Genomic DNA, 15,954 nt, shown 5'->3' with positions numbered 1-15,954 from the left:
CCGTCGGTATCGAAAGATGGCGGCGGCACACCTTCGATGACGGGCGATGACGATGGTCGAGCACGGCAAGTTGACCCGGCCGCAACTGTGGATGCTAGGGGTGTCCTGCCTGGCGGTGGTGCTCGTCATCGCGTCGATGGCCGCCCTCTACACCGCGCTGCCGGACATCGCGATCGACACCGACGCGACGCAATCCCAGATGACCTGGCTAGTCGACGGCTACACCCTGGCGCTGGCCTGCCTGGTGCTGCCGGCGGGATCCCTCGGCGATCGTTACGGCCGGCGTGCCGTGCTGGTAGTGGGGCTGGCGATCTTCACGGTGGGCTCCGGGTTGCCGCTGCTGCTCGGCACGCCCAACTGGATCATCGCGGCACGCGTCGTGGCCGGGGTTGGCGCCGCGTTCGTGATGCCGTCCACCCTCTCGCTGCTCACGTCAGGCCTGCCCGCCGGACAACGCGGTCGGGCGGTGGGGCTGTGGGCCGGAGTCGCCGGCGCAGGCGCGATGGTGGGGGTCCTCGGCTCCGGGCTGCTCCTGCTCTGGTGGTCGTGGGAGTCGATCTTCATCGGGCTCACAGTGGTGGGCGCGGCGCTCCTGGCCTGCGCGGTGACGCTGCCGGAGTACCGCGCCGAGCAGCCGCCCCGCATGGACCCGGTGGGCTCGGTCGCGGTGGCGGTGGGCATCGGCCTCGGCGTGCTGGCGATCCTCGAGGGGCCCATCCGCGGCTGGACAGAGCCCCTGGTGCTGGGCGCCGGAGCGGTGGCGGTGCTGGCCTTGATCGGGTTCACCCTGTGGGAGCTGCGGTCCACGCATCCGCTGTTGGACGTGCGGCTGTTCAAGGATCGGGGCTTCGCCAGCGGCTCCGTGTCCTTGACCATCCAGTTCATGGTCACCTTCGGCATCTTCCTCATCATCATTCAGTACCTGCAATTGGTGCTCGACTACAGTCCCCTGCGCGCCTCCGTGGCAACGGCGCCGATGATGGTCCCGCTGATGGTGTTCGCCCTGATCGCGCCGTGGATCGCAGGCAAGGTCGGCCTCAAGGCGATCACCGTGACGGGCCTGTTGGCGATGGCCGCCGGCTTCTACTTCCTGCGGGAGTTGCACGTTGGCTCCGGCTACTCCGACCTGCTCTGGCCCCTCCTCGTCATGAGCAGCGGGTTGGGGCTGTGCGCCTCCCCGGCGACGGTCGCCATTGTCAACGGCACGCCGGCCGACAAGCAAGGGGTCGCCGCCGCGGTCAACGACGCGACGCGGGAGATCGGCGCGGCCCTCGGCATCGCCGTCGCCGGCAGCCTGCTGGCCGCCGGCTACGCGCGTGGCATGGACCCGGTGCTGCCGCAACTGCCCGAGGCCGCGCGGGGGCCGGCGGGCGACTCCCTGGCAGGGGCCCTAGAGGTCGGGCGGCAGGCGGGGCCGCTGGCGGACCCACTGGTCGACGCCGCGAAAACGGCGTTCCTCGACGGCGCGGAGCAGGCGAGCCTGGTGTTGGCGATGATCACGGGCGCGGCTGCGGTGCTCCTGCTGTTGTGGGCGCCGGGCCGGCGTCGGGTCGCGGCGGACACGGGCGCTCCGGCACTGGTTGAGACGGCATCGGACCTCCTGTCCGGCCTCCGGTGATAATGCGGGGATGGACGAGACGGCGTTGAGCGGATTGCTAGCGAAGCAGGAGATCGGGGAGGTGGTGCTGCGGTACTGCCGCGGCGTCGACCGCCTCGACATGGATCTGGTGCGCGGCGCCTACCACCCTGGCGGCATCGACCACCACACCGGATTCGACGGCCCCGTGGAGGATTTCGTGGCCTGGGTGGAGCCGCTATTGCGCACGCTGGGCGGTACGCGGCACGAGGTGCACAACCACCTGGCGGAGGTGGTGGGGGACACGGCCGTTGCCGAGACGTATGTCACCGCCCGACATTGGACCATGCCCGACGCGCAACTGGGCCGTGGCGCCGAGCGGGCGAACTTCACGACGGGCGTGCGGTACGTCGACCACCTGGAACGCCGGGGCGGACGCTGGGGGATCGTCGAGCGGTTCGCCATCCGGGAGTGGCACCGGGTGGACGCCGCGCCGACCGCTGGGCAGGGGCTGCCAGGCCCGTCGGGGACGCGCGATCGCGACGACGCGGTCTACGCGCTGCGGCGGAGACTGTTCGCGTTGCCATAGAGATCGGCCTACGTCGATGCCCGCTGTTGGTCTGGCGGGATATGGGCAGCCGGGGCCAATGCCGCCCGCATCTCGGCGAGCAGTCGGCCAAGGGTGCGCTCATCGTCGGCGGAGAGCCCCACGCGGCACAGCATCGCATCGGGGATCGGCCGGGCGCGCTCGCGCAACTCGAGGGCGGCCGGGGTCACGGTGATGACGAGGCGGCGCACGTCATCACCGGCCCGGGCGCGGGACACGAGGCCCTTCGCCTGCAGTCGTCGGACGACGGGGGTGAGGGTGGGGGAGTCCAACAGCGTGTGGGCGCTCAGCGCATGCAGGCTCACGCCGTCGCGCTCCCAGAGCGAGAGCATCACCAGGTACTGGGTGTAGGTCAGCCCCAGCGGGTCCAGGAGCTCCCGGTAGGCCCGGGTGACCGCGTTCGCGGTGGTGAACAACGCGAAGCAGGGCTGCTCATGCAGGTTGAGCGAGAGGGGCGGCGGTGACTCAGTCACGCCAGTAGTTGTTCGCGGCGGCGATCGTCGAGAACTCGACGGCGACCACGTGCGCCACGGCGGTCAGCGAGTCCGCGTTCTCCGCGTAGTCGGGGCGGAGCCGGGCGCGGATCTCGGCGTCGGGCTGGGTGGCCTTGATGGACAGCCGGGCGAGCTTGATCGCGAGCGCGCGGCCCTCCTCGGGGGTGGCGGTGATCAGTGTGTCGTTCGGAATTAGGTCGCCCATGGTTCTCTCCCCGCAGTCGGACGGAAATACTTAGTGCGCAAATTATGTCTGCCCGAGGGCAGTGCGTCAATGGGGCCAGGTGGGCTGGCCTAGACCTGGGCGGACGTCGGGCAATCGATCGCGCCGATGGCCGGAATTTGTGACGAAAAACACAACATTGCGGAACGGCGCATATCAGGCGATTTCTACTCACGGGTAGCCGATTGCTACCCGTGAGTACATCTCCGCAGGTCATAGAACGTGAGGACTTCCTCATGATTCTGTGTCAACCTTGTCGGGTATTGCGAGCGCTAACCGGCGTTCATTGAGAGGAGCTCTAAACGTGACCATCGAGGCATTCGGTTCCGGATCGAACGACGACACCGCCGACCAGCCGAATGGCAAGAAGGCCACCATCTCCCGGGGAACGGCCCTCGCGGACAGGCTTGCCGCGGGCGAGAGCTTCGCGGTGGCCTTCGGCGGGCAGGGTGTGCCGTGGCTGCCCGCGCTCACCGAGCTCGTCACCGACGGTCGCCTCGAGGGCGAGCTGCAGGGCCTGGTCGATCGCGCCGCGGAGATCCTCGCGCCGGTCAACCGCGAGCTCCTCGTGGTCCGCCCGTCCGGTTTCGACCCCATCGGCTGGGGTATCGAGGCCACTCGGCCCAAGGCCTCCTCCCTCACCTCTGCCGCGGTGTCGCTGCCCGGCGTATTCCTCACACACCTCGCCGGACTGCGCGCGCTGCTCGACGCCGGCCTGGACATCAAGGCCACCAAGCCGGTCGTGACCCTGGGCCACTCGCAGGGCCTGCTCGCCGCCGAGGCCGTCAAGGCCGAGGGCAAGCAGGACGCGGAACTGCTCGCGATCACCCAGCTCATCGGTGCCGCTGCCTCTCTCACCGCGCGCCGCCGCGGCTTGATCGGCACCCCCGACCGTTCCCCGATGCTCGCCGTCTCCGGCGTGGAGCCCGAGCGCGTGCAGCAGGTGCTCGACGAGCTCTTCGCCGGCAGTGCTGATGGCGACGCGCCCGTGCTCGCCATCCGCAACGGCCGCCGCCGCGTCGTGCTCACCGGTGTTCCCGCCCAGCTCGCCCGCGTGCGTGTGCACTGCGAGGAGCTCGCGACCGCGGAGAAGGCCGACCGCACCGAGAAGAAGACCGGTGGCGCGCCCTTCACCCCGATCTTCGAGCCCGTCGCCGTCGAGGTGGGCTTCCACCACCCGGCCATGAACGACGCGCTCCTGATGGTCTCCGACTGGGCCGAGCGCTGCGGCCTCGACACGGAGCTCGCCGCCCGCCTCGCCAGCGCGCTGCTGATCGACAAGGTCGACTGGGTCGCGCAGGTCGACACCGCCATCGCGGCGGACGCCAAGTGGATCCTGGACCTGGGCCCCGGAGACCTGCTCACCCGCATGACCACCGGCGCCGTCCGCGGCACCGGCATCGGCGTCATCCCCGCGTCCACGCGCGCCGGCTACCGGAATCTCTTCACCCCCGGCGCGGCCCCCGAGGTCGACTCCCCGTGGGCCAGCTTCGCGCCGGTCGCCAAGACCCTGCCGGACGGCCGTGTCGTTGTCGAGACGTCCTTCACGAAGCTGACCGGCCGCTCGCCGATCCTGCTCGCCGGCATGACCCCGACCACCGTCGACGCCCGCATTGTCGCCGCGGCCGCGAACGCCGGCCACTGGGCCGAGCTCGCCGGCGGCGGTCAGGTCACCGAGGAGATCTTCAGCGACCGCATCGCAGAGCTGACGGACCTGCTCGAGCCGGGCCGCGCCGTGCAGTTCAACTCCCTGTTCCTGGACCCATACCTGTGGAAGCTGCAGGTCGGCGGCAAGCGTCTCGTCCAGAAGGCCCGCACCACGGGCGCCGCGCTCGACGGCCTCATCGTCACCGCCGGCATCCCCGAGCTCGAGGACGCCCTCGCCGTGATCGAGGAGCGCGCCGAGGTCGGCATCCCCTATATCGCGTTCAAACCGGGCACCGTCTCGCAGATCCGCTCTGTCATCCGCATCGCCGCCGAGGTCCCGGACTTCCCGGTCATCGTGCAGGTTGAGGGCGGCAAGGCCGGCGGGCACCACTCGTGGGAGGACCTAGACGACCTCCTGCTCACCACCTACGCCGAGCTGCGCGCCCGCACGAACATCGTGCTGTGCGTCGGCGGCGGCATCGGCACCCCCGAGCGCGCCGCGGACTACCTGACCGGCCGCTGGGCCACCGAGCTCGGCTTCCCCGTCATGCCGGTCGACGGCATCCTCGTGGGCACCGCCGCGATGGCCACCCTCGAGGCCACCACCTCGCCCGAGGTCAAGCAGTTGCTCGTCGACACCCCCGGCACCGAGGGTTGGGTCGGCGCGGGCACCGCGGCGGGCGGCATGGCCTCCGGCCGGAGCCAGCTCGGCGCGGACATCCACGAGATCGACAACACCGCTTCCCGCTGTGGACGCCTGCTCGACGAGGTGGCCGGCGACGCGGACGCCGTGGCGCAGCGCCGCGACGAGATCATCGCCGCGCTCGACGGCACCGCCAAGCCCTACTTCGGCGACGTGGCCACCATGACCTACGAGCAGTGGCTGCGCCGCTACGTGGAGCTGGCCATCGGCAGCGATGCCGACGCGGCCGCGACTGTCGCCTCTAACGGTGGCGCGGACAACGGCTCCGTCTGGCTCGACAGCACCTGGCGCACCCGGTTCGCGAAGATGCTCGAGCGCGCCGAGGCCCGCCTGAACCCGGTGGACAACGGCCCCATCCCGACGCTGTTCGCCGGTGAGGGCCTGGAGCACCCGCAGGCCGCGATCGACGCGCTGCTGGCGCAGTACTCCCAAGCCGACCGCGCGCTGCTGCACCCGGCGGACGTGTACTACTTCGTGGAGCTGTGCCGCCTGCCCGGCAAGCCCGTCAACTTCGTGCCCGTCGTCGACGGCGACGTGCGCCGCTGGTGGCGCTCCGACTCCCTGTGGCAGGCGCATGACGCCCGCTACAGCGCCGACCAGGTGTGCGTCATCCCCGGCACCGTCGCGGTCGCCGGCATCACCCGCGTCGATGAGCCCGTCGGTGAGCTCCTCGACCGCTTCGAGGCCGCCACCTCCGCCGAGCTGCTCGCCAATGGCGCTGTCGCCGAGGCCATCCCGGCCCGCCGCCGCACCGGGCGCGCCGAGGGCATCCTCGACGTCGTCCTCGCCTCCCCGGACATGCTGTGGGCTGGCCGCCACACCAAGAGCCCCGTGCACCGCCTCGGCGAGGCGTCGGAGTGGACCGTGGTGGAAGGCACTGTGGCGGGTCAGTTCAGTGCCCAGCACGCGCTCACCCACGCCACCCTGACCGTGGTCGACGAGACCCACGTGCAGCTCACCGTGCCGCTGACGGGCGAGCACGCCGTCAAGATCCTCATCACGGTGCCCGCCTCCAGCATCGACGGCGGCACCCCGATCATCACCGCCGACGACGCCGACGCCGCGATGACGGCGCTGCTCGCCGTCGCCGCCGGGCAGAACCTGCCCGAGGTCAAGGGCGGCGTCGCCCGCATCAACCTGGCGTGGACGCCGGACCTGATCGCAGACCACTCCGGCGTCACCGCCGCGGGATTGCCAGATCAGTTCGTGGCCGACACCGCGGGTGTCCCGGACGTGCTGGTCGGCGCCTGCTGGCCGGCCGTGTTCGCGGCCATCGGCGCGGCGCGCACCGCAGAAGGCGCCTCCGTTATTGAGGGCATGCTCGACCTGGTCCACCTGGACCACGGCATCTCCCTCGCGGGCCCGCTGCCCACCGAGACGTCCATCATGACCGTGCGCGCCGAGGCCACCGAGGTCCTCGACAGCGACCTGGGTCGTGTGGTGGAGGTTCGCGTGCAGGTCGGCTCCATCCTGGATCTGGGCCTGGAGTCTGAGCCCGTTGCCACGCTCGTCGAGCGCTTCGCCATCCGTGGCCGCGCCGGCCGCGGCGAGCTGACCGATCCGGCCCGTGCCGGCGGCGCCGTCAGCGCCGACATGGTCGAGACCCCGCGCCGCCGTCGCCGCCAGGCCACGGTCCTCGCGCCCATCGCCATGGACGCGTTCGCCAGCGTCTCGGGCGATCACAACCCGATCCACACCTCCAAGGCCGCCGCCAAGCTCGCCGGCCTGGGCGGCCCGATCGTGCACGGCATGTGGCTCTCCGCCGCCGCGCAGCAGGTCGCGACCGCCACCGACCACGCCCCCGACAGCCGGGCCACCACCGCGCTCACCGGCTGGACCGCGCGCTTCCTCGCCCCGGTCCGCCCGGGCGTGGAGATCGACGTCCGCGTCGAGCGCGTCGGCCTGGACGCCGGCCGCGAGGTCGTCGAGGTCTCCTGCCGAGTCGAGGGCGAGCTCGTCATGGTCGCCAGCGGCAAGCTGGACGCGCCGAAGACGATCTACGCGTTCCCCGGACAGGGCATCCAGCACAAGGGCATGGGCCTGGCCGGACGCAACCGCTCGGCCGCCGCCAAGGACATCTGGGACCGCGCCGACAAGCACACCCGCGAATCGCTCGGCTTCTCGATCCTGGCCGTAGTGCGGGACAATCCGACCACCCTCACCGCCCGCGGCGAGGAGCACATGCACCCGGACGGCGTCCTGTTCCTGACGCAGTTCACGCAGGTCGCCATGGCGACCCTCGCGTGCGCCCAGGTCGCGGAGCTCCGCGAGGCGCAGGCCTTCGTCGAGGGCTCGCTGCTCGCCGGCCACTCGGTGGGCGAGTACAACGCGCTCGCCGCCGTCGCCCAGGTGCTGCCCCTCGAGGCCGTCCTCGAGGTCGTCTTCCACCGCGGCTCCGCCATGCACCACCTGGTCCCGCGCGACAAGCAGGGCCGCAGCGACTACCGCCTCGCCGCGATCCGCCCCTCCCAGATCGGCATCGCCGACGACGACGTCAAGGGCTTCGTAGAGGCAATTGGAGCTCGTGCTGGAGAATTTGTTCAGGTCGTGAACTACAACCTCAAGGGCAGCCAGTACGCCATCGCCGGCACCGTCGCCGGCCTCGAGGCCCTCGAGACCGAGATCGACCGCCTGCGCGCCATCACCGGAGGCAAGCGCGCGTTCATCGTGGTGCCCGGCATCGACGTGCCGTTCCACTCTCAGGTGCTGCTCGACGGCGTCCCGGACTTCCGTCAGACCCTCGAGAAGCTGGTCCCGCACGATATCGACCCGTCGATCCTCGTCGGCCACTACATCCCGAACCTGGTGCCGCGTCTGTTCAACCTCAGCCGCGAGTTCGTCCAGGAGATCTGGGACCTGGTGCAGGCCGGCCCCCTCGAGGACGTCCTCAAGGACTTCGACACCTGGGCCGCGGACCCGTCCGCGCTGACCCGCGTGGTCCTGATCGAGCTGCTGGCCTGGCAGTTCGCCAGCCCCGTGCGCTGGATCGAGACCCAGGATCTGCTCTTCCGCGAGGAGGAGGGCGGCCTGGCCGTTGAGCGCTTCATCGAGGTCGGCGTTGCTGGCGCCCCGACGGTGGCCAACCTGGCCAGCCAGACCCTCAAGCTGCCGGGCCGCGTCGGCCGGCTGCCGCAGGTGCTCAACTCGGAGCGCGAGGCTGCCATTCTCCTCTGCACGGACGTCGAGCCTGCCCCCGTGGAAGAGGTCGAGGAGGCTCCTGCGGCAGAGACGGCAGCTGCCCCCGCCGCAGCGGCCGCACCCGTGGCAGCCCCGTCCGCCGCCGCCGGCGCGCCCCGCCCCGACGACATCACGTTCAGCGCGGGCGACGCCACCGCGACGCTCATCGCGCTGTGGACGAAGCTGCGCGCGGACCAGGTCGCCAAGAACGACACCATCGAGTCGCTGACCGATGGCGCGTCCTCGCGTCGCAACCAGCTCCTCGTGGACCTGGGCTCCGAGCTCTCGCTCGGCGCCATCGACGGCGCGGCCGAGGCGGACATGCCGACGCTCGCCGCCACCGTGGACCGCATGGCCCGCACCTACCGGCCGTTCGGGCCCGTGCTCAGCGATGCCATCGGCGACCAGCTGCGCCGTGTCCTCGGTCCGTCCGGCCGTCGTCCCGCCGCCATCGGCGAGCGCGTCAAGGGCGCGTGGGAGCTCGGCGAGGGCTGGGTCTCCCACGTCACCGCGGCGCTCGCCCTCGGCACCCGCGACGGCGCCAGCGTGCGCGGCGGGGACCTCGGCGGCATGGTCGACGGCCCCGTCTCCGACGGCGGCTCCGTGGACAACCTCATCGACGCGGCCGTGCTGGCCGTCGGCTCGGCCCGCGGCATCGCGGTGGCCAAGCCGGCAGCGGCCGGCGGCGGCGGCGCGGTGGACTCCGCAGCGCTCGACGAGTTCGCCGAGAAGGTCACCGGCCCCACCGGTGTGCTGGCCGAGACGGCCCGCACCATCCTCGCGCAGCTCGGCCTGACCGAGACCCAGATTGACGAGGCACAGACCGCCGACACCGAGCTCGCGGACCTGGTGTCCGACGAGCTGGGCTCGGACTGGGCCCGCCAGGTGGCGCCCGCGTTCGACGGTCGCCGCGCCGTGCTGATCGATGACCGCTGGGCCAGCTCCCGCGAGGACCTCGCCCGCCTGTGGCTCGCCGATGCGGACGAGGCTGGGGAGATCGCGGACCGCTTCGCCGTGGTCGACGCGACCGTCGCCAAGCACGCCGCCTGGTGGCAGCGCCGCGCCGCGAACGAGGGCCGCAGCGCTCTCGCCGCGGCCTACGGAGCCATCGCCGCCGCCCCGCATGCGCAGGACACGGCCGGCACGTGGTCCACCGATGTCGCCATCGTGACCGGCGCGAGCAAGGGCTCGATCGCCGCCGCAGTCGTGGGGGATCTCCTCGCTGGCGGCGCGACCGTCGTCGCCACCACATCCTCCCTGGACGGCAAGAAGCTGAGCTTCTTCCGGGAGCTCTACCGGGACCACGCCCGCCCCGGCGCGGCGCTGTGGGTGCTGCCCGCGAACATGGCCTCGTTCAACGACATTGACGCTCTGGTCGACTGGGTCGGCACCCAGCAGACGGAGTCGGCCGGCGGCAAGGCCATCGTGCTGAAGGAGCCGATGACCCCGACGCTGCTGTACCCGTTCGCCGCACCCCGTGTGGTCGGCGACCTGCGGGACGCCGGCGCCAAGTCGGAGCTCCAGATGCGCGTGCTCCTCTGGTCGGTCGAGCGGCTGATCGCCGGACTATCCGGCATCGGCGCGGACCACGACATCGACACCCACCTGCACGTCGTGCTCCCGGGCTCGCCCAACCGCGGCAAGTTCGGCGGCGACGGCGCGTACGGCGAGTCGAAGGCGTCCTTGGACGCGCTGATCGCCCGCTGGCGCGCCGAGCGCGGCTGGGCCGAGCGCGTCACCCTGGTGCACGCCATCATCGGCTGGGTGCGCGGCACCGGGCTGATGGGCGGCAACGACCCGCTCGTCGAGCAGGTCGAGGCGGCCGGTGTCCGCACCTGGTCCACCGACGAGATCGCCACGGAGCTCCTGGCCGCGGCGACCACAGAGGTGCGCGCCCTGGCCGCGGTCGACCCGCAGCTGGTGGACCTCACCGGCGGGCTCGCCGAGGCCGACCTAGACCTGGCCGCGCTGGCCGGGAACCAGGCCGATGCCGAGGACGACGAGGTTGCGGAGGACAAGGACATCTCCACTGAGGCGACCATCTCCGCGCTGCCCTCGCCCCCCGGCCTGAACCTGGCGACCACCACCCCCGAGTGGGCGGAGTTGTCGGTCAACCCCGAGGACCTCGTGGTGATCGTCGGCGCCGGCGAGCTGGGCCCGTACGGCTCGGCCCGCACCCGCTTTGAGATGGAGGTCAACGAGGAGCTCTCCGCCGCAGGCGTGCTCGAGCTCGCGTGGACCACAGGCATGGTCACCTGGGAGGACTCCCCGTCGGCCGGCTGGTACGACGTCGAGTCCGGCGACCTGGTGCCGGAGGCTGAGATCTGGGAGCGCTACCACGACGCCGTCATCGAGCGCTGCGGCATCCGCGAGTTCGTGGACGAGGGCGCGTTGCAGGGCGGCACCGCCCCGCTGCTCACCTCCGTGTTCCTGGACAAGGACCTCACGTTCACCGTCAGCAGCGAGGCGGAGGCCCGGGCGTTCCTGGACTCCGACACGGAGCGGACCACCATCGCGTCGGTCCCGGACAGCGGCGACTGGAAGGTCACCCGCAAGTCCGGCACCGAGATCCGCGTGCCGCGCCGGGTGCAGCTCTCCCGCATCGTCGGCGGCCAGATCCCCACGGGCTTCGACCCGACGGCCTGGGGCATCCCCGCGGACATGGTCAGCTCCATCGACCGGGTGGCGCAGTGGAACCTGGTCTGCACCGTCGACGCGTTCCTCACCGCGGGCTTCGACCCGTCCGAGCTGCTGCGCTGGGTGCACCCGACGATGGTCGCCAACACCCAGGGCACCGGCATGGGTGGCATGTCGTCCATGCGCTCGCTGTATGTCGACAACCTGCTGGGCGAGCCGCACGCTAACGACACGCTGCAGGAGGCGCTGCCGAACGTCATCGCCGCGCACGTCGTGCAGTCCTATGTCGGCGGTTACGGCTCGATGGTCCACCCCGTTGCGGCGTGCGCCACGGCCGCGGTCTCCGTCGAGGAGGGCGTCGACAAGATCCGCCTCGGCAAGGCCGAGTTCGTGGTGGCCGGCGGCTTCGACGACCTCTCCATCGAGGGCGTCGAGGGCTTCGGCGACATGGCCGCGACGGCCGAGACCGAGTCCATGCGCGCCAAGGGCATTGAGGACCGCAGGTTCTCGCGGGCCAACGACCGTAGGCGAGGCGGGTTCGTCGAGTCCGCGGGCGGCGGCACCGTGCTGCTGGCACGCGGCGACGTCGCCGCCGAGATGGGCCTGCCCGTCCTCGGTGTGGTCGCCTGGGCCGGCTCGCACGCCGACGGCGTCCACACCTCGATCCCGGCGCCCGGCATCGGCGCGCTCGGCGTGGCGCGCGGCGGCCGCAAGTCGGTACTGGCCAACTCCCTCGCCACGCTGGGGCTGACGGTCGACGACATCGCGGTGGTCTCCAAGCACGACACCTCCACGGCGGCCAACGACCCCAACGAGTCCGAGCTGCACGAGCGCATCTCCACGGCGCTGGGCCGCGACGAGGGCAACCCGCTCTTCGTCGTCTCCCAGAAGTCCCTCACCGGACACGCCAAGGGCGGCGCGGCGGCGTTCCAGCTGATCGGCCTGTGCCAGGTCCTCGGCCAGGGCATCATCCCGCCGAACCGCAGCCTGGACTGCGTCGACGGGAAGTTCGTCGAGTACCCGCACCTGGTGTGGACCCGCGAGGAGCCGCTGCGGCTCGGCTCGGCCATGCCGCTCAAGGCCGGGCTGCTCACCAGCCTCGGCTTCGGGCACGTCGCCGGGCTGATCGCCATCGCACACCCCGAGGCGTTCGTCGCCGCGCTCGCCCCGGCGAATCGCGACGAGTACCGGGCCAAGGCCGCAGCACGTCAGGTGGCCGGCGCTCGCCGGATCAGCCAGGCGATGTTCGGCGGCGCGGCACTGTACGAGAAGCCGGCCGACCGCCGCTTCGACGGCATCGGCTGCTCCGCGGATGGTTCCGACAGCAAGGTCAGCGTGCACGAGCACGAGGCCGCGATGCTGCTGGCGCCGGCGGCGCGTCTGAACAAGGACGGTGCCTACCGCCTGGATGGCGCTGAGTAGTTGATTCTCGGCATCGGACTGGACGTGGTGGCGGTATCGGAGTTTGCCGAGCAACTCGGCAGGCCCGGTAGCGCCATCGCGTCCAGCTTCACGTCAGGGGAACGACGCGACTGCGCCGGCCGTGGGGCTGGGTTGAGGGACGAGGCGGCGCAGGCCAAGCACTTCGCGGCCCGGTGGGCGGCGAAGGAGGCCGTCATCAAGGCCTGGTCCGGCGGAAACTTCGGCGGCGCCCCCGCGCTGGAGAGCGTGCGCCCGCAGGACATAGAGGTCCGCACCGACGCGTGGGGCCGCCCCTCGATCCGGCTGCACGGCGAGGTCGCCGTGGCCCTGGGCGACGCGGTGATCCATCTCTCGCTCACGCACGACGGCGACATGGCCGCCGCATACGTGGTCATCGAGCGGCTGTGAGCGGCGGCACTTCTTCCAGACAGTGAGACCTGCGCTAACGCTTGTTGGCGGTGCTCTGGCTAACTTCCATCAGGCGAAATGGAGGTGGGCCGGTGCGCAGCTCGACGGGGTACATCGGTGGTGCTGACCTGCGCACGATAGGCCAGTTCCGGGCGCTCGGGCGCGGGGCCACCAACCTTGGGGTCAACGGCCCGCGTTACGCGCTTGAGCGAGCCCACCGCCTGCGCCATCTGAACGCGTTCTCCTATACCGACTCGGGCTGTGGGGACCGCAGTCCCGCGGGGTCCCCGACAAGCCGGATCCATGGCGTCCCGATCGCGATCAAGGACAACATCGACACCGCGGACATGCCGACGACCGCGGGCACTCCAGGCCTCGCGGGCCGGGTGCCACCGGCCGATGCGCCTGTCGTGGCGCGCATGCGGGCAGCCGGCGCGGTAGTCATCGGCAAGACCACCCAGCACGAGCTGTCTCTAGGCGCGTCGTCGGTGAACACGCACAGCGGGACGCCGCGCAACCCCCTCGACCTGACCATGACCGCGGGCGGCAGCAGCGGCGGCTCGGCGGTGGCGGTCGCCGCCGGCATCGTGCCGGCCGCGTTGGGGACCGACACGGTGGGATCGGTGCGCCTGCCCGCCGCGTTCTGTGGGCTGGTCGGGTACCGGCCCACGGTCGGCCGCTATCCCGGCGAGGGCGTCGTGCCGGTCTCCCCATCCCAGGACACCGTCGGGCCTATCACCCGCACGGTGAAGGATCTGCTGCTGCTGGACTCCGTGCTGGCCGGGCGGCGACGGGTGCCGGACACCGCCAATCTCTCGATGCTGCGACTGGCTATCAACCCCGACCATCTGGATGGCCTAGACGACGGGGTCAGCGCCGAATTCCAGTACGCCATGGCATCTTTGGAGCTTGCCGGAGTGACGTTTGTGGACGTCGACCTGACAGAGCTGGAGCGGGCGGGGGAGGACGCCGGCCACACGATCATGGACCACGAGTTCCTGCCAGCTCTATGCGACTACCTGTCCGACCGCTACCCGGACCTGACCGTGGACGACGTGCTGGATCAGGCGGCGAACGCCGATGTGCGCGCCGCGTTGGGATACCTGCGGGCGACGGCATTCAATGACAGCGACTACCGGTCTGCGCTGGCGGACCAGCACCGCATCTCGGAGGCCATGTCCGGGCAGCTGGACGGGGTCGGCGCAGCGGCCGTGCTGCACCCGACCTCGCCGCTGCTGCCGGGGGCCACCAACGCGCCGGACAAGGTGTACGGCACGGGAGTGCATGTGCCGTCTTACCTTGGCTACCTTCGCTTCTCGGGTATCGCGGGAGCGCTGAACCTGCCTGCCGTCACCATCCCCAGCGGCGCGGAGATGGCCGGCACCCCCGTGGGCATCGAACTGCGCGGCATGACCGGGCGTGACGACAGCCTGCTGGGCGTGGCGGCCGCGGTCTCAGATGTGTTGCAGTACTACACCTTGGATTAGGCGGGTCGCCCACGCTCGGTGCTGATCAGATAGGCCGTCATCATCAGCTTGAGCTCATGCACCGCGTCCGGGTGGCTCTGGCCGTCCTGGACGGAGAAGTTCAGCATCGAGTAGACGGCGTGCACCAGGACCTCGGCGATCAGTGTGCGGCGCTCCGCGATGGCGCCCGGCATGAGCGGCGCGAGCACCTGCGTCACCTGCTTGGCGAGCGCCCGCTCATTGATGGCGGCCGTCGCCCGAGTCGCCGGGGTGGCCTGTACGGCGAGCCAGACTGCCCGACGCGACGGGTCCGTCAGCCACAGCTCCGAGAGGTGGTCGATGAAGCGCTCCAACAGATTTGGCCAGTCCAGGGAGGGGACCTCGTTGCCGAAGCTCGTGAGCTCCTCCTGCACGCCCACCAGGTCCTGGCGGTCTAGCTCGCACACGATCACATATTTGTTGGCGAAGAACTGGTACAGCGTGCCAATGGGGACGCCTGCGCGTGAGGCGACGCCCTCGCAGGTGAACGATTCGAAGCCCACCTCCACCAGCAGTTCGCGCGCCGCGGTCAGCAGCGTCTCGAACCGGCGCTTGCTGCGTTCCTGGATGGGCCGCCGACGGGGAACGAGCTCTTCAGTCTCGGATCCGGGTACCTCGGCGGGATTTTGCACGATGACCTGATTATCGGTGGTGGGCGTACGGGGTGTCCAGTGATGGCCGCCATGGCGCGCCGCGGTCGACGCGGCGTGCTCAGCGCAGGAGGTCGGCGAGCTGCTGGGCCGCGGCGATCACGGCCTCGCCCAACTCCTCCTCGTTGGACGAGTCGAACACGGAGACGCCGATGCTGATGAGGCTCTCGGCCCGCCGGTGTGGCACCACGGCGGAGATTCCGGTGATGGACGGGGTCACCTCGCCGACCGTGACGGCAAATCCGCGCTGGCGAGCGCGGGCCACCTCGGCGCGTTCACCGTCCTGCGCGGGGAGGGCGGCCAGCATGGCGAGGCCCGCCGAGCCCCTGTTGATCGGGTCCACCTGCCCGGGGCGGAACGAGATGTGCGGGCGCGCGCTGCGCGGCGGGGTCACTATCAGGGCCCGGACCTCCGCGGCGCCTTCGCGGACGACGAGGTGCGTGGTCGACTCCAGGCTGTCGGCGAGCTCCTCGAGCACTGCGCGGGCGAGCTCTCGGAGGTCCTGCTCGACAGGCTCGGCCAGCGTCACCAGGCCGGCCCCGAGATAGATCTGCTTGCGGTCGTCGCGGCGGCAGAGGCGATGGGCCTCGAGTGTGCGGATGAGGCGGTGGGCGACGGTGCGGTGCACCCCGATGCCGATCGCGATGTCGGTGGTGTTGAGCCCGTGCGGATGCCGCGTCAGCAACTCAAGGATCTCGAGGCCGTTGTGGAGTGTCTTGGACATCCCTGAATCCAGCACTACCGGGTCTTTCGGCGTGTGGACGTTCGTCCGGTCGAGTGTCATGCGGCTCCTAATGCGCGTGGCCCAGGGGACGGGCACTTGACGATGTGAGGCAGCGCACCATACGATTGCTTTAATCGCACAGGCAGTGCGATTATCGCACACATATCGGGACGCTGCAAGC

The 15,954-nt window shown here is 70.9% G+C and carries 9 protein-coding genes; 5 read left to right on the top strand and 4 right to left on the bottom strand.

The window, feature by feature from the left end; all coding sequences use genetic code 11:
* Nucleotides 1–46: 46 nt before the first annotated feature.
* Nucleotides 47–1,618 carry an MFS transporter gene (locus TBIF_RS14035; protein WP_024795419.1) on the top strand — a complete coding sequence of 524 codons (1,572 nt, stop codon included), beginning with the start codon at nt 47–49 and terminating at the stop codon, nt 1,616–1,618.
* A gap of 10 nt (nt 1,619–1,628) precedes the next feature.
* On the top strand, nt 1,629–2,165 hold the full coding sequence (locus TBIF_RS14030; RefSeq protein ID WP_024795418.1) for a nuclear transport factor 2 family protein: 537 nt from the start codon (nt 1,629–1,631) through the stop codon (nt 2,163–2,165).
* An 8-nt stretch (nt 2,166–2,173) separates the two neighbouring features.
* Here the strand turns inward: TBIF_RS14030 and TBIF_RS14025 are convergent, their stop codons facing one another.
* Together TBIF_RS14025 and TBIF_RS14020 are read right to left on the bottom strand one after the other, a co-directional pair.
* Nucleotides 2,174–2,656, bottom strand: a complete 483-nt coding sequence (locus TBIF_RS14025; protein ID WP_024795417.1) for a MarR family winged helix-turn-helix transcriptional regulator — start codon at nt 2,654–2,656, stop codon at nt 2,174–2,176.
* Nucleotides 2,649–2,882, bottom strand: coding sequence for a hexameric tyrosine-coordinated heme protein (locus TBIF_RS14020; RefSeq protein ID WP_024795416.1), 234 nt, complete (start codon nt 2,880–2,882; stop codon nt 2,649–2,651). The genes TBIF_RS14025 and TBIF_RS14020 overlap by 8 nt, the downstream gene beginning before the upstream one ends.
* 322 nt (nt 2,883–3,204) lie before the next feature.
* On the opposite strand from TBIF_RS14020, the gene TBIF_RS14015 reads away from it, so the two are divergent.
* The 3 genes from TBIF_RS14015 to TBIF_RS14005 all read left to right on the top strand — a co-directional run bounded on the left by TBIF_RS14015 (nt 3,205) and on the right by TBIF_RS14005 (nt 14,381).
* Nucleotides 3,205–12,486: a type I polyketide synthase gene (locus TBIF_RS14015; RefSeq protein ID WP_024795415.1), complete on the top strand. Its 9,282-nt coding sequence runs from the start codon at nt 3,205–3,207 to the stop codon at nt 12,484–12,486.
* The gene (acpS, locus tag TBIF_RS14010; RefSeq protein WP_024795414.1) at nt 12,487–12,894 is read left to right on the top strand and encodes a holo-ACP synthase AcpS; all 408 of its coding nucleotides are present in this window, start codon (nt 12,487–12,489) and stop codon (nt 12,892–12,894) included. It begins immediately after the preceding gene.
* Between the two features lie 92 nt (nt 12,895–12,986).
* Nucleotides 12,987–14,381: an amidase family protein gene (locus tag TBIF_RS14005; RefSeq protein ID WP_024795413.1), complete on the top strand. Its 1,395-nt coding sequence runs from the start codon at nt 12,987–12,989 to the stop codon at nt 14,379–14,381.
* On the opposite strand, the gene TBIF_RS14000 is transcribed toward TBIF_RS14005, so the two are convergent.
* Together TBIF_RS14000 and TBIF_RS13995 are read right to left on the bottom strand one after the other, a co-directional pair.
* The gene (locus tag TBIF_RS14000) at nt 14,378–15,031 is read right to left on the bottom strand and encodes a TetR/AcrR family transcriptional regulator (RefSeq protein WP_024795412.1); all 654 of its coding nucleotides are present in this window, start codon (nt 15,029–15,031) and stop codon (nt 14,378–14,380) included. The two genes, TBIF_RS14005 and TBIF_RS14000, sit on opposite strands and share 4 nt — an antisense overlap.
* A gap of 79 nt (nt 15,032–15,110) precedes the next feature.
* Nucleotides 15,111–15,773, bottom strand: a complete 663-nt coding sequence (locus TBIF_RS13995) for an IclR family transcriptional regulator (protein ID WP_024795411.1) — start codon at nt 15,771–15,773, stop codon at nt 15,111–15,113.
* Between the last annotated feature and the right edge of the window lie 181 nt (nt 15,774–15,954).

Origin of the sequence: Tomitella biformata AHU 1821 (assembly GCF_000524475.1) — a bacterium.
GTDB lineage: Bacteria > Actinomycetota > Actinomycetes > Mycobacteriales > Mycobacteriaceae > Tomitella > Tomitella biformata.
This window is presented reverse-complemented; position numbering and strand designations above follow the sequence as displayed.

Excerpts from the sequence above, each read along its gene's own strand:
- TBIF_RS14030 (WP_024795418.1), top strand. The coding sequence starts at position 1,629 with ATGGACGAGACGGCGTTGAGCGGATTGCTAGCGAAGCAGGAGATCGGG.
- TBIF_RS13995 (WP_024795411.1), bottom strand. The coding sequence starts at position 15,773 with ATGTCCAAGACACTCCACAACGGCCTCGAGATCCTTGAGTTGCTGACG.
- TBIF_RS14020 (WP_024795416.1), bottom strand. The coding sequence starts at position 2,882 with ATGGGCGACCTAATTCCGAACGACACACTGATCACCGCCACCCCCGAG.
- TBIF_RS14035 (WP_024795419.1), top strand. The coding sequence starts at position 47 with ATGACGATGGTCGAGCACGGCAAGTTGACCCGGCCGCAACTGTGGATG.